The sequence below is a fragment of the Acidovorax sp. sic0104 genome, assembly GCF_019219095.1.
Lineage (GTDB): Bacteria > Pseudomonadota > Gammaproteobacteria > Burkholderiales > Burkholderiaceae_C > Acidovorax.
The window spans coordinates 44,063-63,881 of record NZ_JAHUWH010000008.1 but is presented as its reverse complement, the minus strand read 5'-3'; the positions used below and the strand labels follow the sequence as shown (position 1 = coordinate 63,881).

The window sequence follows — 19,819 nt, the reverse complement described above, 5'->3', positions numbered from 1 at the left end:
CTCTTCATTTCCGAATATTCAAGCCACTGGACCGCCATGAACGACGAATTCAGCTTCACCCTCAAAAGCCTTCGTTTCGATGAAAACTATGAGCCATCGGACAGCACGCGCATCACCACCAACTTTGCCAACCTGGCGCGCGGCGCCCGCCGGCAACAGAACCTGCGCAACACGCTCAAGATGATTGACAACCGCTTCAACGACCTGGCGCATTGGGACAATCCCACGGGGGACCGCTACAGCGTCGAGCTGGAGATCATCTCGGTCGAGATGAGCCTGAATGCCGATGCGGGCACTGCGGCATTTCCGCTGATCGAGATACTGAAGACCTGCATCCTCGACAAGTCAGCGAACCAACGCATTCAGGGCATCGCGGGCAACAATTTCTCGTCCTACGTGCGCGACTACGACTTCAGCGTGCTGCTGCCGCAGTACAACGCCCACCGCGCAGAATTCGGCACGCCCCCTGATTTTGGCGAGCTGCACGGCAGGCTGTTCCAGCAGTTCGCCCACTCACGCCTCTACAAGGAGCGTTTCGCCAAGCCGCCGGTCATCTGCATCAGTGCATCGACCAGCAAGACCTACCGACGCACCGGCAACCAGCACCCGGTGCTGGGCATCGAATACCAACAGAGTGAGCCGTCTTCCACCGACCACTACTTCGCAAAAATGGGGATGCAGGTCCGATTTTTCATGCCCGCGAATGCCGTCGCGCCCCTGGCTTTCTACTGTCACGGCGACCTGCTGGGCGACTACACGAGCCTGGAGCTGATCGGCACCATCAGCACGATGGAAACCTTTCAAAAAATCTACCGTCCCGAGATATACAACGCCAATTCAGCGGCAGGAAAGCTCTACCAGCCGAGCCTGAAGAACCAGGACTACTCGTTGACGCAGATCGTGTATGACCGGGAGGAGCGCAGCCAACTGGCGGTCAAGCAGGGGAAGTTTGCAGAGGAGCACTTCATCAAGCCGTACAAGAACGTCTTGGAGCAATGGGCTGCTGCATCTACTGCTGCTGCCCACGCCCACTGACCACTCGGCTTTCACCACCACCGGGCCCAAGTCCCGGAATATGCTCACCCACCCCTTCGTTGCTTTTAAGGAATCGTCAGATGTTTGAAACCTCCATCGCCGGCAGCCTGCCCAAACCCGCCTGGCTGGCAGAAACCCATAAGCTCTGGCCCCAGTGGGTGGTCGAGGGTGATGCGCTGGCCCAGGCCAAGGCCGACGCCACGCTGCTGTGGATCAAGGCCCAGGAGGATGCGGGCCTGGACATCGTGGGCGACGGCGAGCAATCGCGCCAGCACTTCGTGCACGGCTTCCTAGAACAGGTCGAAGGCATCGACTTCGAGCACAAGGTGAAGATGGGCATCCGCGACAACCGCTACGACGCGATGGTGCCGCAGGTGGTCTCAGCCCTGCGCCTGAAGGGCCGCGTGCACGCCGTCGAGGCCCAACTGGCACGCGCGCACACCAAAAAGAAACTCAAGTTCACCCTGCCGGGCCCGATGACCATCGTCGACACCGTGGCAGACCGCTTCTATGGCGACAAGGTCAAGATGGCCTTCGCATTTGCGGAGCTGCTCAACCAGGAAGCGCTCGCGCTGCAGGCCGATGGCGTGGACATCATCCAGTTCGACGAGCCCGCCTTCAACGTCTACATGAAGGACGCGGCCGACTGGGGTGTGCAGGCGCTCGAACGCGCGGCGCAGGGCCTGACCTGCAAGACGGCAGTGCACATCTGCTACGGCTACGGCATCAAGGCCAACACCGACTGGAAGAGCACCCTGGGCGCCGAATGGCGCCAGTACGAAGCCGTGTTCCCCGCGCTGGCCAAGAGCAGCATTGACCAGGTGAGCCTGGAATGCATCCATTCCCACGTGCCGCCCGACCTGATGAAACTGCTGGCCGGCAAGGACGTGATGGTCGGCGTGATCGATGTGGCGAGCGACGTGGTCGAGACCCCAGAGGAAGTAGCGGACACCATCGCCCGGGCGCTGGAGTTCGTGCCCAAGGAGCGGCTGTTCCCTTGCACGAATTGTGGACTGGCGCCCATGGGGCGGGACGTGGCGTGGCGCAAGCTGAAAGCGCTGGCAGACGGCACGAAGCTTGCCAAGGAGCGACTCGTCGCAGCGTAACGCCTGCCCGGTGGTTGTGGTGGTGGTGCCCCGCCATCCCGATTGACCCCCCGGTGTGCATGGCGCCCAGTGCACTTGCTGGGTAACTCCGGGAACTGTCGGAAACTGAAGTGGCCGCACATGCGGCCACTTCAAATTTAATAGCTGCTAGCGCTTATCCACTAAGCGGTAGAGCCCAATTTAACGCTCAAGATGCCAGTGCGCGCATCTCCGCGATCAGGTCCGACTTGCCCTCGAAGCCGATGCCCGGCAGCGGCGGCAGCGTGACATAGCCGTTGTCCACCTTCACGCCGTCCGGGAAGCCGCCGTAGGGCTGGAACAGGTCCGGGTAGCTCTCGTTGCCGCCCAGGCCCAGGCCCGCGGCAATGGCCAGCGACATCTGGTGGCCGCCGTGCGGGATGCAGCGGCTGGGGGACCAGCCGTGTTCCTTGAGCATGTCGAGCGTGCGCAGGTACTCCACCAGGCCGTAGCTCAGTGCGCAGTCAAACTGCAGCCAGTCGCGGTCCTTGTGCATGCCGCCGTGGCGGATCAGGTTGCGCGCGTCCTGCATCGAGAACAGATTCTCGCCCGTGGCCATGGGGCCTTGGTAGACCTCGCCCAGCTTCGCCTGCAGCTCGTAGTCCAGCGGGTCGCCGGCTTCCTCGTACCAGAACAGCGGGTACTGCGACAGGGCCTTGCCGTACTCGATGGCCGTCTTCAGATCGAAGCGGCCATTGGCGTCCACCGCCAGTTGCTGGCCCGGGCCCAGGATCTTGAGCACCGACTCGATGCGTTCGCAGTCTTCGGCCAGCGTGGCGCCGCCGATCTTCATCTTGACCACCGAGTAGCCGCGCGCCAGGTAGCTTTCCATTTCGCGCTGCAGCGCCTCGAGTCCCTTGCCGGGGTAGTAGTAGCCGCCTGCCGCGTAGACGAACACACGCGGGTTGGGCGTGCCGTTGCCGTAGCGCTCGGCCAGCAGCTGGAACAGCGGCTTGCCCGCTATTTTTGCCGTGGCGTCCCACACCGCCATGTCGATGGTGCCCACGGCCACCGAGCGCTCGCCGTGGCCGCCGGGCTTCTCGTTGATCATCATGCGGGCCCAGACCTTGTGCGGGTCGATGTTTTCGCCAGTGGCGTCGAGCAGGCTGGCGGGCTCGGCCTCCAGCACGCGCGGGATGAAGCGGTCACGCATCAGCGCGCCCTGGCCGTAGCGGCCGTTGGAGTTGAAGCCGTAGCCGATCACCGGCTTGCCGTCGCGGATCACGTCGGTGACCACGGCCACGAGGCTGAGCGTCATCTTCGAGAAGTCGATGTAGGCGTTGCGGATGTCCGATTTGATCGGGCGTGTCGATTCGAGGATGTTGACGATCTTCATGGTGTCGTAGTGGTTGGCGGTTGAAACGAAATCTTTGAACTGAACCCACCGTTCGGGCTGAGCCCGTCGAAGCCTTGCGCGGCGCTTCGACAAGCTCAGCGTGAACGGTTCAAGTGGATGAATTCATAGAGGAATAGATGACAAGAAAGCGACTCAGCGGGCGAGCGACGAGCCCCCGCAAATCGCGATGTCCTGCCCCGTGATGGCGGCAGCAGGGGCGGAAAGAAGAAAGCCCACCAGCGCGGCGATCTCGGCCGGCTTGATCAGGCGGCCGATGGGCGGCAGGCGCGGCGCGCTGCCCTGGCGCGCGGGGTCGCTCAGCATGCCGGTGGCGGTGGCCGCAGGCGAGACCACGTTCAACGTCACGCCCTGGGCGGCCACCTCGGCCGCCCAGCTGCGCGCCAGCGCAATCAGCGCGGCCTTGGTCGCGGCGTACTGACCGCGCCCGGCCATGCCCTGCGCCACGCGGCTGCCAATGAACACCACGCGCCCCTGGCCGCGTTGCGCCATGCCGGGCACGATGGCGTCGGCAAGGCGGGTGGCGGCGTCCACGTGCAGGCGCCACATCAGTTCGCCGCCCGCATGGTCGAGCTGGCCCAGCGGCCCCACACGCAGCACGCCGGCCGCATGGACCAGCGCGTCCACGCCGGGCAACGTTGCGGCCACGCGGGCGATGTCTGCGCCATCGACCAGGTTGACGGCGATGTGGGTGAACGATGGATCGACGATCGACGGCTGCGCAACGTCCAGACCGCTCACACGCCAGCCGTCTGCCAGCAGCGATTCGGCGATGCTGCGGCCTATGCCGCTGCTGGCGCCAGTGACTACGGCGTGGCGGGCATTACTCGACACGGATGTTCCCTTCGGTCACGATTTTTTGCGACCGCTCCATGTCGCTGCGCTGGAACTTGGCGAAGTCCTCCACGCTGCCCGGCGTGGTTAGCAAACCCTGCTCGCGCAGCTTGGGTGTCATCTCGGCCAGGGCCTTGTTCACCTCGGTGTTCAGCCGCTGGGTGATGTCGGCCGGCAGCTTGGCCGGACCCCACAGGCCATACCAGCTGTAGAACTCGTAGCCCGGAATCGTCTCGCCCACCGTGGGCACGTCGGGCAGGCTGGCTGCGCGCTGCGCGGAGGTGACGGCCACCACGCGCAGCATGCCGCTCTTGTGGTACTGCAGCGAGCCGAGGATGGGGTCGATGAAGCCGTCGATCTGCCCGCCGATCAGGTCCTGGAACGCGGGCGCCGTGCCCTTGTACGGCACGATCAGGTAGTCGAGTTGGCCGGCGCGCTTGAGCAATTCGGTCGACAGGTGCCCGGCCGATCCGATGGAGCCCACCGCAAACGTCATCTTGCCGGGGTTGGCCTTGGCATAGGCCATCAGCGACTTGATGTCGGTGACCGGCAGGTTCTTGTTGATGGCCACCGACAGCGGTGCCTTGGCCACCAGCGCCACGGGCGTGAAGTCCTTGACCACGCCGTAGGGCACGGACTTCATGGTCATGGGTGCGGTGGTGAAGGTGGATGCGTTGAACAGCAGCGTGTAGCCATCGGCCTGCGCCTTGGCCACCACGTCGCCGCCGATCACGCCGTTGCCGCCGGGCTTGTTCTCGACGATGAAGTTCTGGCCCATCTGTTCGCCCAGCTTCTGCGCGAGTTGACGGCCCACGGTGTCCAGCGTGCCGCCCGGCGGAAAGGGGATGACCACCCGCACCGGCTTGGTGGGGTAGGCCTGTGCAAAGCTGCCGGCTGCCATGGCGAGCGTGGCGGTGCCCAGGGCCGTGCGCAGGGTGATGCTGAGAAATTGATTGCGTCGCATGGTGTCTTGTCTCCGGTCTTTTTGTTCGAGAACTACCAACGCGGGGGACTCAAAATCCCCCGCCCACATCCATCACTCAGCGCTTGAGCAGACCGGCCTGCTTCACCGCAGCGCGCAGGGCCTCGACTTCCTTCGCGTTGGGCGCCTCGGTCGGTGGGCGCACCGTGGCGTCGTCCAGAACACCGGCCAGGTACATGCCGCCCTTCATGCGGGCGTGGGCCTCGCCCGTGGGTTCGCCGCCGCCGTACACAGCGTCTTTCAGCGGCGTGATGACAGCCTGCACGGCCATGGCCTTCTTCAAATCACCGGCCTTCACGGCGTTCCACAAATCGATGATGAGCTGCGGAATGAAGGTGGCAAAGCCCACCAAAGCGCCGTCCACGCCCTGCACCATCGAGGCCAGCAGGTACTCGTCGTGGCAGGTCAGGATGGCCTTGGACGCATCGGCCTCGCGGATCGCCTGGATGTCGCGGGCGTACTTGTTCATGTCGCGCTGGCCCACCTTGAAAGCCTGCAGATAGGGCAGCCGGGCCAGGTCCGCCAGCAGCTGCGACGAGTACGAGGCGCGTGTCCAGGCAGGGTAGACGTGGCAGACCAGGTCGGCGCTGGGAGCCGCCTTGTGGATGGCCTCGAAATACTGCAGCGCGTGGCCGGGTGTGAAGCCAAAGCGCAGCCAGTGGTGCGGGGGCATCACGTCCAGCGCCACGGCGCCGGCTTCGACGGCGGCGCGGGCGTGCTCGGCCGCATCGGCCAAACCTTCGCACACGATGGAGGAGATGACGGGCATGCGGCCCTTGAGCTCGTCCGCCACGATGCGGGTGACCTCGGCGCGCTCGGCCGGCGTCAGCGAGAAGACCTCGCCCGTGTGGCCGTTGGTCATGATGGCGACCACGCCGTCGTGGCCCGCCAGCCAGCACGCGAGCTTGCGCAGTGCGGGTTCGTCGATGCGGTGGTCCGGCGTGAAGGGGCACGAGATGGCGGGGATGATCCCGCGATAATTCGAGATGGCAGGCATGTTTTCTTGTCTCCGTGTTGGAAGGCTGTGAACGACGGGGTGGATCATTTCCCGCCCGCTGCCCGCGGTCCAATACTTCAATTGCATACAACTATCGCAAGGCAGGAACGCACCCATGGGCCCTGGCAACCGACCGCTGGATCTGGAGTGGCTGGAGGACTTTCTGGCCCTGGCCGAGACCGGCAATTTCTCGCGCGCGGCCGAGGCGCGTTCCATCGCCCAGCCCGCTTTCAGCCGCCACATCCGCGCCCTGGAGGAGTGGGTGGGCGTGGAGCTGTTCGACCGCAGCGCCCACCCCGCGGCGCTCACGCCGGCCGGCCAGCGGTTCCTGCCGCTGCTGGAGACCATCCTGGCCAACCTGGAGGCCGCCCGCATCAAGGCGCGCGCCGCGCACGATGTGGCCGCCGCCAGCCTGCGCTTTGCGGCCACGCATGTGCTGTCGCTCACCTTCTTTCCGCGCTGGCTGGTGGGGGTGGAGGCGCGGCTGCAGATGGGCCCCATCCAGACCATGTCCGACAGCTCGCACGCCTGCGAAGACCTGATGCTGCAGCGCCGCGTGCAGTTCGTGCTGTGCCATGGCCACCCGGACGTGCCGGGCCGGCTGGACGAGGCGCAGTACCCCGTACTGCGCCTGTCGGACGATGTGCTGCTGCCGGTGAGCGCGCCCGCACCCGCGTCGCCGGGCCAGCCGCTGCACGCCATCGTGCAGCAGGACCCGGTGCCCGTGCTGGCCTACAGCGAGGCCTCGGGGCTGGGCCGCATCATGCGCTCGCGCATGCGCCACCTGTTCAGCGAAGGGCCGGACGCGGCCATGCCGCAAGGGGTGGCGGTGGTGTTCACAGCCCACCATGCGGTGCTGCTCAAGACCATGGCGCTCGAAGGCCGTGGCGTAGCCTGGCTACCCGAAAGCCTGATTGCCGACGAGCTCAAGGCCGGCACTCTGGTCGCTGCGGGCGGCAGCGACTGGAGCCTGCCGGTGCAGATCCGCCTGTACCGCCAGCGCGCCGAGATGTCGCCGATGGCCGAGGCGGTGTGGGAGCTGTCCGCGTCGCTGGCGGCGAGCTAGGCACGCGCTCCGTGCCTCCACGGCGCCAGAACCAAACCGTTCGGGCTGAGCCCTTCGCCAGTCTCAGCCAGAACGGTCAAGGGGATGGATGCCGAATCAATCAATCACCCAGTCGGGCGCCCTGCGATGCGCCGTGGCGTGTTTCGCGGTCGTACTGCTTTTCGCGCTCGGCACGCTCGCGCAGAAGGCGGTGGCCCAGCGCGTTGGCCTGCCGCTCCAGCGTGGCGCAATCGGGCGCGGTAGGCAGCTGCGCAATGCCCTGGTCGATGGCGTGGGCCGCGTCGCGGCCGAACTGCACGTGGCCTTGCTCGTGCCGCGACAGGGCGGGCAGGTAGCGGTCGAACAGCGCGCGTTGCTGCGGGGTTGCGCGGCGCAACTCGGGCAGTTGCACCTCGGTGCGCAGGCGGGTGGTGACTTCCGTGATGCGGCAACGGTCCGAGGCATCGGACTGCCAGCGGAAGGTCCAGCGCACATTCCAGCGCGTGTAGCCATGGAACCGCTTGCCATCCACGCTGATGGGCGTGGCTGCGTTGAGCGCCTGGCGCAGCGTGTCGGAAGGCTGGGCGTACACCGGGTAGGGGCGCTCGACGTGCTCCTGGGCCACTGCAGCCTGCGCGCCGGCCGCTGCGGTGTACAGCGCCAGGAGCAGGGCGGCGGGCTTTGCGGCCGTGGCCGCCGTCGCGTTCATTCGCCCCAGGGCAGCATCAGCGTGAGCAGCGACAGCTGCGCGAATTCGGGCGTGAACGCATCGATGATGCGCTGCGGCTCGGGGCACAGCGCGGTGTCGGTGATCACGCCGAACTGCACGCCGCCCCCGTAGCTCAGGATGGAGACCCCCAGGCCAATGTCGCCCGACTGCGGCACCCAGAACATGCACTGCGTGACGCGCGCGCCGCACAGCGTGAGTTGTTCCTTGGGGCCCGGCACGTTGGTCATCACGGCGGTGGTCTTGCGGCCGAAGAGGTTGAGCAGCGCGTCCTGCGCGGGCTTGATCATCAGGCCCGCAACAGCCAGCATCGCAAACGCCAGGATGGGCTGGGTGCTGCCCTTCAAGGCATTCATGCGCCGACGCACCTCGTACACCCGCTCCACCGGGTTGGCCATGCCGATGGGCAGCACCAGCGGCACCAGGCCGAAGCGGTTGCCCAGTTTCCAGGCCTCCTCCATGGGGCGCAGGTTGACGGGGATCATGGCGCGAATCTCTTGGCCTGTGGGGTCGTCGCCCTGGCTGCGCAGGTAGCCGCCGATGGCGCCGGCCACGCACGACAGCAGCACGTCGTTGATGGAGCAGTTGAGCGCCTTGCCGATGGCCTTGACCTCCTCGAGCGGTATCGGCGGGCACCAGGCCACGCGCTTGGCCTGGCCGGGCTGGCCCTTCAGGCGCGTGGGCGAGTCGTCGGGCATCAGCGCCAGGGCCGCCGCATCGCTGACCAGCTGGTAGGCCACGCGCGCCATGTCCATCGTGCCCGACAGGCCGCTTTGCATGGTCTTCTCGGGGTCGCCCAGCATCTGCAGCGACTTGGCGGCGCTGTCGCCCGCCAGGTCCAGCGCCTTCACGGTCATGCCGGTGAAGGGCTTGATGAGCGTCTCGGCGATCCAGTCCTCGGCCGTGGCGGCCTGTTCGCGCTGTTTGCGGGTGCGCCTGGGCGGCTCGGCGCCGCCGTCCACGATGGACATCGTGACCGAGATCAGCGCGATGCCGTCCGCGATGCAGTGGTGGATGCGCACGATGAGCGCGCTGCCTGGTTGGCCGTCGTCGCCCGTGAAGTCCTCGATCAGGTGCATCTGCCACAGCGGGCGGCGCGGGTCCAGCGGCTGCATGGCGAGTTCGCCCACGCGGTCCTGCAGCGCGCGCTGCATGCTCTTCTCCCCCTTCTTGATGGTGAGCTTCTCGCGCAGCACATGGGCTGCGATGTCGAAGTTGCGGTCTTCCACCCAGGTGGCGCCCGCCGCGTCTTCCACGACCCGCTGGCGAAAGCGCGGGTACTGCAAAAGGCGCTGTTGCACGCGTTCGCACAGGGCTTCCCAGCCGATGCCGGGCGACAGCGTCCAGACGCCGTTGATCATCATCAGGTTGCTGGCCGAATCCATGCGCAGCCAGGCGGTGTCGACCTTGCTCATGCGTTCGCCCGACAGGCCCAGCATGCCGGTGGCGGCGCGGCGCATGTTCTTTTGCACCACAGTGGCAGCCTTGCGGGCCGCCGGGGGCAGGGCCTGGGCTGCGCGGAGGGCCACGTCGGGGGCCTGGGCGCGTACCTTGCTCAAAGGGCTGGCGGCAGCGTGTTGCGGGGCCGTGGTGCTGGGGGAGGGAATGCGGGTCACCATCAGATGTACACCTGTTGTTCGTTTTTGGGGGCTTGCCTCTATGGATGCACCGCTGGCCGCAGCGTGCAGCCCGTAAGATACAACGCAGCAAACCCTTGCCGACACCGTTCTTTCCCTCCCCCATACGAATCCACGCAGGAGCAAACCCATGGCCGATCTGAACGCCACCTTCGAAGCCGCCGTCGCCAATTCCAAGAACCTCAGCGAGCGCCCCGACAACGCCACGCTGCTCAAGATCTACGCGCTGTACAAGCAGGCCACCGCCGGCGACAACGCCGAGAAGAAGCCCAGCTTCTCCGACATGGTGGGCCGCGCCAAGTGGGACGCGTGGGAAAAGCTCAAGGGCACCGAAGCCGATGCCGCCAAGCAACAATATGTCGACCTGATCACGTCGCTGCAGTAAGCAGCTGGTCCCCCACAGCAAAAGCGGCCCAGGCCGCTTTTGCTTTTTCTGGGGGGCACTTGCCTCGGAGACCCCAATCCGATCCTCCATCCGTTCGGGCTGAGCTTGTCGAAGCCTTGCACGCGCGGGGCACGCCCCGGCTTCGACGGGCTCAGCCCGAACGGTGGTGGAGGGCTGGAGAGGTGGAGATGAGGGCATGTGAAGACCGAGGTCATTGGCCCATCAAGCACCATCTGAGAAAAATCAGGCCCTACCGCTTGCTGGATAAGCGCCAAGCGCTTCAATTTTTATAGCATCGTAACCCAGCTCGGCCAGGAGCTCTGCATTGTGCTCGCCCACGCTGGGCGGCGACAGCCGCACGCCCGGGCGCTGGCCGTCCATGGACAGGGGCAGCAGCACCGTCTGGCTGGCGCGGCCGTCGGGCAGGGTCATGGGGGCGAGGGCGCCGGTGGCGTTCAGGTGCGGGTCGTCAAGCAAGTCTTGCGGCCGGGTGATGGGGGCAAAGGGCAGGGCGTGGCGCTCGAACACTTCGGCCAGGTGCGCGGCGCTGAAGGCCGCGAGCCGCTCGCGCAGCAGCGGCATCATCCAGGCGCGTTCGCGCACGCGGTCGTTGTTGCTGGCCAGGCGCGGGTCGGCCTTCAGGTCGGCAAAGCCGAAGGCATCGCAGAACGTGGCCCACGCGCCATCGCTCACCACCGCCAAGAAGATCTGCTCGCCGTCTTTCACCTGGAACACGTCGTAGATCGCCCAGGCCGAGATGCGCGCAGGCATGGGGGCGGCTGGCTGGCCGGTGACGGCGAACTGCATGATGTGCTGCGCGACGAGGAACACGTTGTTCTCGAACAGTGCGCTCTGCACCTCTTGCCCGCGCCCCGTCTTCTCGCGCTGGGCCAGCGCGGCCATGGCACCGATGGCGCCGAACATGCCGCCCATGATGTCGTTCACGCTGGTGCCCGCGCGCAGCGGGTCGCCGGGGCGGCCTGTCATGTACGCCAGGCCGCCCATCATCTGCACCACCTCGTCGAGCGCCGTGCGATGGTCGTACGGGCCGGGCAGGAAGCCCTTGTGGCTCACGTAGATGAGGCGCGGGTTCAGGGTCTTCAGGCTCGCGTAGTCCAGGCCCAGCTTCTTCATGGTGCCGGGCTTGAAGTTCTCGCACACGATGTCGGCCGTGGCGATCAGGCGCAGCGCGGCCTCCTTGCCCTCGGGGGTTTCCAGATCCAGCGCCAGGCTCTTCTTGTTGCGGTTGAACAGCGGGAAGAATCCCGCCCCCGACCCGCGCAGCTTGCGCGTGGCGTCGCCCTCGCGGCCGTGGCCGATGGGCTCGACCTTGATGACCTCGGCCCCCAGGTCGGCCAGCACCAGGCCGCAGCTCGGGCCCATCACCATGTGGGTGAACTCCACCACGCGGATGCCGGCGTAGGGCAGGTCGCTGGGGCCCTGGCTCGGGGCACCGTCGTTGTTCTCAAGCATGCGTTGCCTCCTGTATCCATCCCTTGGGCAGCCCCGCCTCGGGCGTCATGCCGTACACCGGCTCGCCGGGCAGTCCCGCCTGCAGCGGCGCGCGGGCCGCGAAGAGCTTGTGCAGATCGACTCCGGTGGAGAGGCCCATGGCCTCGAACATGAACACCAGATCCTCGGTGACCACATTGCCCGAGGCGCCCGGCGCGTAGGGGCAGCCGCCCAGGCCGCCCAGCGATGCGTCGAAGGTGCGCACGCCCACGTCGTACGCGGCCAGGCAGTTGGCCAGGCCCAGCCCGCGCGTGTTGTGCATGTGGGCCGCGCCGGCGTGCGGGCCGATCTCGCTGCGCAGCCGCGTGAACAGGCGGCGCACCTGCGCGGGGTTGGCCATGCCGGTGGTGTCCGACAGGCCCACCTCGTCCACGCCCGCCGCCACGCAACTGGTGGCCAGGCGGATCACGTCGTCCTCGGGAACCTCACCCTGCAGCGTGCAGCCGAAGGCGGTGGAGATGCCGACTTCCACCAGCACCTGGGGCGCAGTCTCGGCGCGCAGGCGGGTGATGGCGCGCAACTCGTCCACCATGGCGTCCGGGGTCTTGCGCACATTGGCCTGTGAATGCGCCGCGCTGGCCGACACGGGCAGCGTGATCTTGTGCACGCCACTGGCCAGTGCGGCCTCGGCGCCGCGCAGGTTGGGCACCAGGGCCATCACGGTGATGCCGGGGTGGGTGAGCGCGTGGCGCACCACCTGGGCCACGTCGGCCATCTGGGGCAGCAGGCGTGCGGGCACGAACGAGCCGACTTCGATCTCACGCAGGCCTGCGGCGACGAGCGCGTCGATCCAGCGCAGCTTGTGGTCCGTGGGCATGGTGGCCTGCACGGACTGCAGGCCGTCGCGCGGGCCCACTTCGCTGATGAGGATATCGGGGGTTGCCATGGGGTCCTTTGTGCAGTGCGGGGCGGCTGCAAGAGCTTGACGCTGCCGCGGTGCGTTGTTCTAATAGATAGAACAGTGTTCTTTCTTATGGAATGATTGGCTTTTTGCGCGGTTACGTCAACCCCTGCAGCCAAGCCCTTCGTTCGCCAACGGTCCCTCGCCATGCCCCGCAAATCCGCGCACGAATCCCTGGCCGACGCCCACGCAGCGCCCGGCGGTGTGGCGGCCGTGGACCGCGCCCTCACGCTGGTGGCCGCCTTTCGCGCGGGGGAAGGCGCCCTCACACTGGCCGAGCTGGCCGCCCGCACACAACTGCACAAGAGCACCGCGCTGCGCCTGCTGGCGTCGCTGGAGCATGCGCGCTGGGTGCAGCGCCTCGCGGACGGCCGCTACGCCCTGGGCGCTGAAGTGGCGCGGCTGCATGCGCTGTACGCGGCATCGTTCTCACTCGACCGGGTGGTGCTGCCCGTGCTGCACGACCTGGTGGCCGCCACGGGCGAGAGCGCGGCGTACCACGTGCGCCAGGGCCAGGGCGCTGACGCGGTGCGGCTGTGCCAGTTCCGCGTGGATTCGCCGCACCCCGTGCGCGACCACATCCGTGCGGGCGATGTGCTGCCGCTCGGGCGCGGCACTGGCGGGCGGGTGCTGGTGGCGTTCGACCCGGAGCTCAGCCGCACGCTCGGCCAGAAGGACCGTGCGCTCTACGCCCGCATCCGCGCCGATGGCTATATGGCTGGTGCGGGCGACCGGCTGCACGAGGTGGCGGGCATCTCGGCGCCCGTGTTCCATGCCGACGGCAGCCTGGCCTCTGCCGTCACGCTGACCATGCCGGCGCACCGCTATGAAGAGCGGTACGTCAAGGCCGTGCTGGAGGCCGCGCGCCGGTTGAGCGGGCAGGTCTGAGGCCGGCTGGGCAAAAGGCCAGTTTCGGCTGCCAGTTCGCCAAGGCGGTGCGCAATATGCGGCAGTTCTGGCGATTCCCATTGCCATCTGCCCGGCGGAAACTTGTCTTCAAACCTTTGGAGACAAGACCATGGTCACGCAGAACCTGACACCCACCGCATCGCACGCCACCCTGTACCTCAGCGCCCCCGACGTCATCACCCTCGTGCGGCGCATGGGCGTGAAAGCCTGCCTGCGCGGCATCGCCGACAACATCGAGGCCGATTTCCTGCGCTGGGAGTCGTTCGACAAATCGGCGCGCGTGGCCAGCCATTCGCAGGACGGCGTGATCGAGCTGATGCCGATTGCCGACGATGAAACCTACGCCTTCAAGTACGTCAACGGCCACCCGCGCAACACGCGCCACGGCCTGTCGACGGTGATGGCGTTCGGCGTGCTGGCCGATGTGGCCACGGGTGCGCCCGTGCTGCTGAGCGAGCTCACGCTCACCACCGCGCTGCGCACCGCCGCCATGTCGGCCGTGGCCGCGCGGGCACTGGCACGGCCCGGCAGCCGCACCATGGCGATCATCGGCAACGGTGCGCAAAGCGAGTTCCAGGCGCTGGCGTTTCACCACCTGTTGGGCATCACCACGCTGCGCCTGTTCGACACCGACCCGGCCGCCACCGCCAAGCTGCAGGCCAACCTGCAGGGCACGGGCATCGCCACCATCGCCTGCGCCAGCACGGCCGACGCGGTGCGCGGGGCCGACATCGTGACCACGGTGACGGCCGACAAGGCCTACGCCACCATACTCACGCCCGACATGCTGGCCCCCGGCATGCACATCAACGCGGTGGGCGGCGACTGTCCCGGCAAGACCGAGCTGCATGCCGACGTGCTGCGTGCGGCGCAGGTGTTTGTGGAATACGCGCCCCAGACGCGCATCGAAGGCGACATCCAGCAACTGCCCGCCGACTTTGCGGTGACCGAGATGTGGGAGGTGCTGGCCGGCCGGCGCCCAGGCCGCAGCGGCGATGCCGCGGTCACCGTCTTTGATTCCGTGGGCTTTGCGCTGGAGGACTTCTCGGCCCTGCGCTTTCTGCGCGATGCGGCGCAGGCGCTGGGTGTGGGAGAGCGCATCGAGCTGATCCCCGCGCTGGCCGACCCCAAGAATCTGTTCGGCGTCCTGCAGGCGCGCAGCAGCCCCTTGCTGCGCGCAGCGGCCTGACCGAAGGCCCCGTCAGTCGCGCCACACCACGCTGTCGGCCACATCGGCCCGCGTGGTGCGAAAGTGGTTGGCGGGGTGCGCCAGGTCCGCCATCCCGAACGAGATGCCGCAGACGATGGTGCGGTCTTCGCCGATGCCCAGCACCTCGCGCAGCACGGCGGGGTACGACGCCAGCGCGGCCTGCGCGATGGAGCCCACGCCCAGGCTGTGGGCGGCCAGCATGAAGTGGGCCACGTACGCGCCGCAGTCGACCGCGCCGTAGGTGCCCAGCGCCTCGTCGCTGGTGACGATGGCCACGTGCGGCGCGCCGAACATCGTGAAGTTCTGCGCTGCCTGGCGGGCCGAGGCTTCGCGGTCGCCCTTGGCGATGCCCAGGGCCTCGTACAAGCCCCAGCCGCACTCGCGGCGGCGCTCCTGGTACACGCCGCGGTACTCGCGCGGCCAGGGCAGGTCGGGCGTGGGTGGGGCGGCGGGCAACGCCTGGGTAAACGCCTCACGCAGCCGTGCGAGCGTGGCGCCGCTGGCAACGTGCACCTGCCAGGGCTGCGCGTTGCACCAGGATGCGGTGCGCTGCGCAGTCGCCAGTATCTGCTCGATGGTGGCGCGCTGCAGGGGCTCGGGCTGGTAGGCGCGGCAGCTGTAGCGGCTATGCAGCAGGGACGACAGCGTGTCGAACGCTGTCGCACCCCCAGGCGGCGGGGCGGATGGGGCTGGCGCGGTGGATGGCAGGGATGAAGAAGCCATGGTCGGCAGCCGGCGTCAGGCCTTCTTGGGCTTGGCGGCCGTCTTGGCGGCCGCTTTGGGGGCCGTGGCCTTGGCGCTGGCCGTCTTTTCCTTCGCGGGCTCGTCGGCATCGACTGCGGCCTTTTTGCCCGCCGCCTTGGCCGGCTTGCCGTTCAGCAGCGCGTCGAGCTGCTCGCCGATCTCGGACTCGATGCGGTCCTTGAATGCGCCGAACAGAAAGCCGAGCTGGGCCTTCATCTCGAACTGGCGGGCGTCCACGAGCAGCGTGCCCTTCACGCCCGAGCGGGTGAAGGTGAGCATGTCTTCGGTGTCGCCTTCTTCGTAGACACATTCCATGTCGAAATTTTCCTCGGCCTTTTCGGCCCAGGAGAAGGCGATCTTGCGGGCCGCAGGCAGGCCCAGGTGGTGTTCGCGATGGATGTGGATGTCAGGCACCGGGTGTCTCCTTGGGGGTCGTGGGCGCCAATGCGCGCAGGGCGTCTTGGCGCTCCTGCAGCGGCTGGCGGGTCAGTTGTCGTACGGCATCATAGAACCGGCTCCAGTCGCGGCCCTGCTGCTCGAACAGGGCCTCGAACGCGGGCACCAGTTCGTCGTAGGCGGCCTGTGCTGCAAAGCTTGCGTTGTTGGCCTTCTCGACCCAGCGGTCGTAACCCGCGACCTGCGCTGTGGTGACCTGGGCGGTGGCGCCCGGCGCCGTGCCCAGCCACTGCGCGCGCAGCGCTGCGTAGCGGGTACGAAAGTCCTGCATCGCTTCTTTTTTCATAGCAATCAGCGCTTGTCTGTCATGCGCTGGTGCCTCTTTTTGCATATAAATATCGGCCAACCGTGCACGCGTGGCGCGGGTCAGCGCTCGGAAGGCGCCGCGCCGCGCCTCGCTGGTGGCGTAGGCCACGCGCGCCTCGGGGGTGGAATGGGCGGCCAGCCACTGCGCCACGCCGATGCGCTCCACCGCAGTGGCAAACGATTCGTTGAACAGCGTGTCGCCCTCGGCGTAGACCACCTGGTGCGCCAGCTCGTGGAACAGCAGCCGCACGAAGTCGCCTTCAGGCCAGCCGATGAAGGTGTTGAGCAGTGGGTCGCCACCCGCCCAGTTCAGGTAGCCCAGCGTGGAGTACGCGGGCACGCCATACACCTCCACCTCCAGCCCCTGGGCCGCCAACTGGTCGGCCTCGGCCTGTGCATCGGCCTGTGCAAAGTAGCCCCGGTAGCCGATGCAGCCCGTGAAGGGGAAGCACCAGGTGTGCAGCTTGAGCTCGTCTGGCGGCGCTGCCACCACGTTCCACACGGCGGCAGGGCGCTTGAGGTCCGCGTAGTCGCGGTAGCTCGCGTTGTCGGGCAGGCCCAGCTCGGCCACCGCAAAGGCGCGCGCCCGCTGCGCCAGCTGCAGGCGTTCGCGCAGCGCGGGGCTGATGTCCGTGCGCTCGATCCAGCGGTCGATGGGTTCGGCGGCCTGCATCAGCTGCATGTGGCCGCGCACCGATTGCCAGTAGTAGCCGAGCGAATTGGTGGTGCTGGCGCAGCCGCACAGCAGCGCGGCGCAGGCCAGGGCCAGCCATGGCAGGGGTCGTGGAAAGGGCAGGCGCATGCGTGGCCGGGCGGTGGGTGGTAGATGATTGGTGGGGCGAATGGATTCCAGAGGCAGTTTATAGGCGCGGCGCGCCCCGGGTTTTCGCGAGAGTCCCCCTAGAATCCTGCGCGATGAACGCCGCCACCCCCACCCTGCCCGAAGGACTGTTTGCCGACGACGCCGGCTGCCCGCGCTGCACCTGGTGCCAGGCCACGCCGCTGTACCGCCACTACCACGACACCGAATGGGGCTTTCCGGTGGATGACGACCGGCGCCTGTTCGAGAAGCTGTGCCTGGAGGGCTTCCAGTCCGGCCTGAGCTGGCTCACCATCTTGAACAAGCGCGAGGGCTTTCGCGCCGCGTTCGACCACTTCGACGCCGAGAAGGTCGCGGCCTACGGCGAGGCCGACATCGAGCGGCTGGTGCAGGATGCGGCCATCGTGCGGCACCGGGGCAAGATCGTCTCCACCATCAACAACGCGCGGCGCGTGCTGGAGCTGCGCAGCGAGTTCGGCTCGCTGGCCCGCTACGCGTGGCGCTACGAGCCCACGGCCGCCGACCGGCCCGAGCGCCTCACGCGCGAGGCGGCGCGCGCGCTGTCCACATCGCCCGCCTCGGTGGCCATGTCCAAGGACCTCAAGAAGCGCGGCTGGACGTTTGTGGGCCCCACCACCGTGTATGCCTTCATGCAGGCGATGGGGCTGGTGAACGACCATCTCGAAGGCTGCCATTCGCGCGCGCAGGCGCTGCAGGCGCGGACGCAGTTCATGGTTCCTTGACCATCAACGGCCTGGTGCTTGCCAGGCCGAAGAAAACCACTGTGGCGGCGCCACGGCTGGACCATGCCGCGTGGCTGTCTGCCGCAGGGCTCAGACCCGCTCGCCCCGGGCGTTCACCACCACCTCTGCGTCTTCCTTGCTGAACGCACCCCGCTGCGGCGCGGGCAGGATGTCGAGCACCAGCTCCGACGGCCGGCACAGGCGGGTGCCCAGCGGCGTGGCCACCAGGGGCCTGTTGATGAGGATGGGGTGGGCCAGCATGGCGTCGATGAGCTGCGCGTCCGTCACGCCGGGGGCGTCCAGCCGAAGCTCGGAGAACAGCGCCTCCTTGGCACGCACGGCATCGATCACCGGGGCGCCCGTGGCCGCGATCAGCGCCACCAGCGTGGCGCGGTCCGGCGGAGTGTTCAGGTACTCGATGACCTCGGGCTCGATGCCGCTGTTGCGGATCATGGCCAGCGTGTTGCGCGAGGTGCCGCAGCGGGGGTTGTGGTAGATGATGACGATGTCGGTCATGGTCTCGTGGATTGCCGGCGAAAAAGGAGGGTTGGGGCGCTGGCTCAGCCGACCTCGATGTGGTCGAGCAGCACGAAGTCCGCGCCCGGCGTGGGTTCGGCAAACAGCGCCAGGCTGTTGAAGCGCAGCGTGGGCAGGTCCGAGAAGTAGTCCTGCGCCGCGGCGTGCACCAGTGCCTGGGCGCCGGCGTCCAGCTGGTGCATCGGGCCTGCCAGCGTCATGTGGAAGCGGAATTCATCCATCACGAAAGGGTAGCCCCAGCGCTGCAGCAGCGCATCCTGTTCTGGCGACAGCCCGGCGGCCCGGCGGCGCGCCAGTTCAGCATCGGTCAACGGTGCGGCGAGCGGCTGCAGCGCGGTCACGCAGGCTTGGGCCACGTCGTGCAGGGCGGCCTGGGCGGCGGCGGTTGTCGGGCCGGCCAGCGGCACCAGGGCCAGATAGTCGCCCCGGCGCTCCACCTGCAGCGGGGGGATGTCGAAGGGCCGCAGGCGGCTGGCCACCGTCTGGACGGCATGGTGCAGTTGCAGCCATTCCACGCCGGGTGCCAGCGCGAAGGGGGCTTTCAGCGTGGCGTGCCAGCCATAGCGGCGCGGGGCGGCCGTGAGCCGGTGCAGGTCGTCGGGGTGCACGCCTTCGATGTCGAGCTGCTGCAGGGGCTGCAGCAGCGCAGCGCACCGCCCCAGCCAATGACTGCCGGCAAGCCAGCCCAGGGTGCCAGGGCTGGGGGCGAAGTAGATCGCGTAGCGGTATGCGGTGCCGGGGGGCGGTGTGGCTTCGTTCATCGGGATGGAGTGGGGGGCCGCGCAAGGGTCATGCCGGTCACTCGGCATTGTCCTTGACATTCCGCGTGCTTCAGGCCCCCCTGCCGTGTGCTGGAGTCCGTGTGGGCGTCGGCCTCGGTGCCACCCCGGGGCGAGCTCAGCACCACGCGTGAGGCGTCGAGTCCGCAATGGAGGTACCGTGGAGCGCGACATGGCTGCTGTCGACGCCGCCTTCCCCGGGGGACCGGTGTTGTCACCGTGCCCGCGCTGCTCAGGCCGCCTTGTCCGCCGCCATCCATCCGAGGTCCAGCGGGCGGTCCTCGAACTCGGTGTTGAGCACCACCGTGCTGGTGGTGCGGGCCACGCCCTCGATGGCCTTGATCTGGTAGAGCACGTCTTCCAGTGCCCGTGCGTGCGTGGTGCGCACCTTGGCCAGGAAGTCGTATTCGCCGGCCACGCTGTGCAGCTCTTCGATTTCGGGCATGGCTTGCAGGCGCGGTGCGATGTCTCGGCAGTGCGCGCCGCCGTCGTTGCGGATGGCCACGAAGGCCGTGAATGACAGCCCCACGCGCTCGGGTTCCACGCTGATGGAGAACCGGCGGATCACACCCTTGTCCAGCAGCTTTTTCACCCGCTCGTGCACGGCGGCGGTGGACAGGCCCACCTCAGCCCCCACCTCGGCGTAGGAACGTCGGCCATCCGTGCTCAGTGCCGAAATAATTCTGGCGTCCATGTCATCTGTCTGAATATTTGCTTGCATAGTCGCCTGGATTTGGTAAAAATTCCGAAATTCTTGCGAATTCCATAAATTATTCGGTCAG

Annotated in this window: 21 protein-coding genes; 7 read left to right on the top strand and 14 right to left on the bottom strand. The window is 67.4% G+C overall.

The annotated features are described in order from the left end of the window. The first annotated feature begins 36 nt into the window (after positions 1-36). Together KW835_RS14470 and KW835_RS14465 are read left to right on the top strand one after the other, a co-directional pair. The gene (locus KW835_RS14470; protein WP_218383529.1) at positions 37-1,035 is read left to right on the top strand and encodes a DUF1852 domain-containing protein; all 999 of its coding nucleotides are present in this window, start codon (positions 37-39) and stop codon (positions 1,033-1,035) included. 80 nt (positions 1,036-1,115) lie between these two features. Then, positions 1,116-2,141, top strand: coding sequence for a methionine synthase (locus KW835_RS14465; RefSeq protein ID WP_218383528.1), 1,026 nt, complete (start codon positions 1,116-1,118; stop codon positions 2,139-2,141). Positions 2,142-2,328: 187 nt separating this feature from the next. Here KW835_RS14465 and KW835_RS14460 read toward each other — a convergent pair whose 3' ends face one another. The 4 genes from KW835_RS14460 to KW835_RS14445 all read right to left on the bottom strand — a co-directional run bounded on the left by KW835_RS14460 (position 2,329) and on the right by KW835_RS14445 (position 6,326). After that, positions 2,329-3,495 (bottom strand): mandelate racemase/muconate lactonizing enzyme family protein, encoded by a 1,167-nt coding sequence (locus KW835_RS14460; RefSeq protein WP_218383522.1) that lies wholly within the window; start codon positions 3,493-3,495, stop codon positions 2,329-2,331. Positions 3,496-3,648: 153 nt separating this feature from the next. After that, the gene (locus KW835_RS14455; RefSeq protein ID WP_218383520.1) at positions 3,649-4,347 is read right to left on the bottom strand and encodes an SDR family oxidoreductase; all 699 of its coding nucleotides are present in this window, start codon (positions 4,345-4,347) and stop codon (positions 3,649-3,651) included. Further along, positions 4,337-5,311 (bottom strand): tripartite tricarboxylate transporter substrate binding protein, encoded by a 975-nt coding sequence (locus tag KW835_RS14450; protein ID WP_218383518.1) that lies wholly within the window; start codon positions 5,309-5,311, stop codon positions 4,337-4,339. The genes KW835_RS14455 and KW835_RS14450 overlap by 11 nt, the downstream gene beginning before the upstream one ends. 76 nt (positions 5,312-5,387) lie before the next feature. After that, complete coding sequence (locus KW835_RS14445; protein WP_218383510.1) at positions 5,388-6,326, bottom strand: dihydrodipicolinate synthase family protein; 939 nt, start codon at positions 6,324-6,326, stop codon at positions 5,388-5,390. Between the two features lie 115 nt (positions 6,327-6,441). Between KW835_RS14445 and KW835_RS14440 the strand changes: the two genes are divergently transcribed. Next, positions 6,442-7,392, top strand: coding sequence for a LysR family transcriptional regulator (locus tag KW835_RS14440; protein ID WP_218383508.1), 951 nt, complete (start codon positions 6,442-6,444; stop codon positions 7,390-7,392). A gap of 100 nt (positions 7,393-7,492) precedes the next feature. On the opposite strand, the gene KW835_RS14435 is transcribed toward KW835_RS14440, so the two are convergent. Further along, positions 7,493-8,080 carry a DUF922 domain-containing Zn-dependent protease gene (locus KW835_RS14435; protein WP_218383506.1) on the bottom strand — a complete coding sequence of 196 codons (588 nt, stop codon included), beginning with the start codon at positions 8,078-8,080 and terminating at the stop codon, positions 7,493-7,495. Next, positions 8,077-9,717 (bottom strand): wax ester/triacylglycerol synthase family O-acyltransferase, encoded by a 1,641-nt coding sequence (locus KW835_RS14430; RefSeq protein WP_218383505.1) that lies wholly within the window; start codon positions 9,715-9,717, stop codon positions 8,077-8,079. Before KW835_RS14430 ends, KW835_RS14435 begins: the two co-directional genes overlap by 4 nt. A gap of 148 nt (positions 9,718-9,865) precedes the next feature. On the opposite strand from KW835_RS14430, the gene KW835_RS14425 reads away from it, so the two are divergent. Continuing rightward, positions 9,866-10,120 carry an acyl-CoA-binding protein gene (locus tag KW835_RS14425; protein WP_218383503.1) on the top strand — a complete coding sequence of 85 codons (255 nt, stop codon included), beginning with the start codon at positions 9,866-9,868 and terminating at the stop codon, positions 10,118-10,120. A gap of 243 nt (positions 10,121-10,363) precedes the next feature. On the opposite strand, the gene KW835_RS14420 is transcribed toward KW835_RS14425, so the two are convergent. Both KW835_RS14420 and KW835_RS14415 read right to left on the bottom strand, forming a co-directional pair. Then, positions 10,364-11,593 (bottom strand): CaiB/BaiF CoA-transferase family protein, encoded by a 1,230-nt coding sequence (locus KW835_RS14420; protein WP_218383501.1) that lies wholly within the window; start codon positions 11,591-11,593, stop codon positions 10,364-10,366. Further along, positions 11,586-12,518 (bottom strand): hydroxymethylglutaryl-CoA lyase, encoded by a 933-nt coding sequence (locus KW835_RS14415; RefSeq protein ID WP_218383499.1) that lies wholly within the window; start codon positions 12,516-12,518, stop codon positions 11,586-11,588. The genes KW835_RS14420 and KW835_RS14415 overlap by 8 nt, the downstream gene beginning before the upstream one ends. A 162-nt stretch (positions 12,519-12,680) precedes the next feature. Between KW835_RS14415 and KW835_RS14410 the strand changes: the two genes are divergently transcribed. Then, positions 12,681-13,421: an IclR family transcriptional regulator gene (locus KW835_RS14410; protein WP_218383498.1), complete on the top strand. Its 741-nt coding sequence runs from the start codon at positions 12,681-12,683 to the stop codon at positions 13,419-13,421. A 130-nt stretch (positions 13,422-13,551) separates the two neighbouring features. Then, on the top strand, positions 13,552-14,631 hold the full coding sequence (locus KW835_RS14405) for an ornithine cyclodeaminase (RefSeq protein ID WP_218383497.1): 1,080 nt from the start codon (positions 13,552-13,554) through the stop codon (positions 14,629-14,631). Positions 14,632-14,643: 12 nt separating this feature from the next. On the opposite strand, the gene KW835_RS14400 is transcribed toward KW835_RS14405, so the two are convergent. Genes KW835_RS14400 through KW835_RS14390 form a run of 3 tightly spaced genes read right to left on the bottom strand, consistent with a single transcriptional unit; the run spans position 14,644 to position 16,960 of the window. Beyond that, positions 14,644-15,375, bottom strand: coding sequence for a nitroreductase (locus KW835_RS14400; protein WP_218383496.1), 732 nt, complete (start codon positions 15,373-15,375; stop codon positions 14,644-14,646). A gap of 15 nt (positions 15,376-15,390) precedes the next feature. Next, positions 15,391-15,810, bottom strand: a complete 420-nt coding sequence (locus tag KW835_RS14395) for a polyhydroxyalkanoic acid system family protein (protein WP_218383495.1) — start codon at positions 15,808-15,810, stop codon at positions 15,391-15,393. After that, positions 15,803-16,960, bottom strand: a complete 1,158-nt coding sequence (locus KW835_RS14390) for an aminopeptidase (protein ID WP_218383493.1) — start codon at positions 16,958-16,960, stop codon at positions 15,803-15,805. Before KW835_RS14390 ends, KW835_RS14395 begins: the two co-directional genes overlap by 8 nt. Before the next feature lie 113 nt (positions 16,961-17,073). Here KW835_RS14390 and KW835_RS14385 point away from each other — a divergent pair, with 113 nt between their 5' ends. Beyond that, complete coding sequence (locus KW835_RS14385) at positions 17,074-17,721, top strand: DNA-3-methyladenine glycosylase I (RefSeq protein WP_218383492.1); 648 nt, start codon at positions 17,074-17,076, stop codon at positions 17,719-17,721. A 90-nt stretch (positions 17,722-17,811) separates the two neighbouring features. On the opposite strand, the gene arsC is transcribed toward KW835_RS14385, so the two are convergent. The 3 genes from arsC to KW835_RS14370 all read right to left on the bottom strand — a co-directional run bounded on the left by arsC (position 17,812) and on the right by KW835_RS14370 (position 19,731). Next, positions 17,812-18,237 carry an arsenate reductase (glutaredoxin) gene (gene arsC / locus KW835_RS14380; RefSeq protein ID WP_218383491.1) on the bottom strand — a complete coding sequence of 142 codons (426 nt, stop codon included), beginning with the start codon at positions 18,235-18,237 and terminating at the stop codon, positions 17,812-17,814. Between the two features lie 44 nt (positions 18,238-18,281). Continuing rightward, complete coding sequence (locus KW835_RS14375; RefSeq protein ID WP_218383490.1) at positions 18,282-19,019, bottom strand: DUF1045 domain-containing protein; 738 nt, start codon at positions 19,017-19,019, stop codon at positions 18,282-18,284. Between the two features lie 250 nt (positions 19,020-19,269). After that, positions 19,270-19,731, bottom strand: coding sequence for an Lrp/AsnC family transcriptional regulator (locus KW835_RS14370; RefSeq protein WP_218383489.1), 462 nt, complete (start codon positions 19,729-19,731; stop codon positions 19,270-19,272). Positions 19,732-19,819 lie beyond the last annotated feature (88 nt).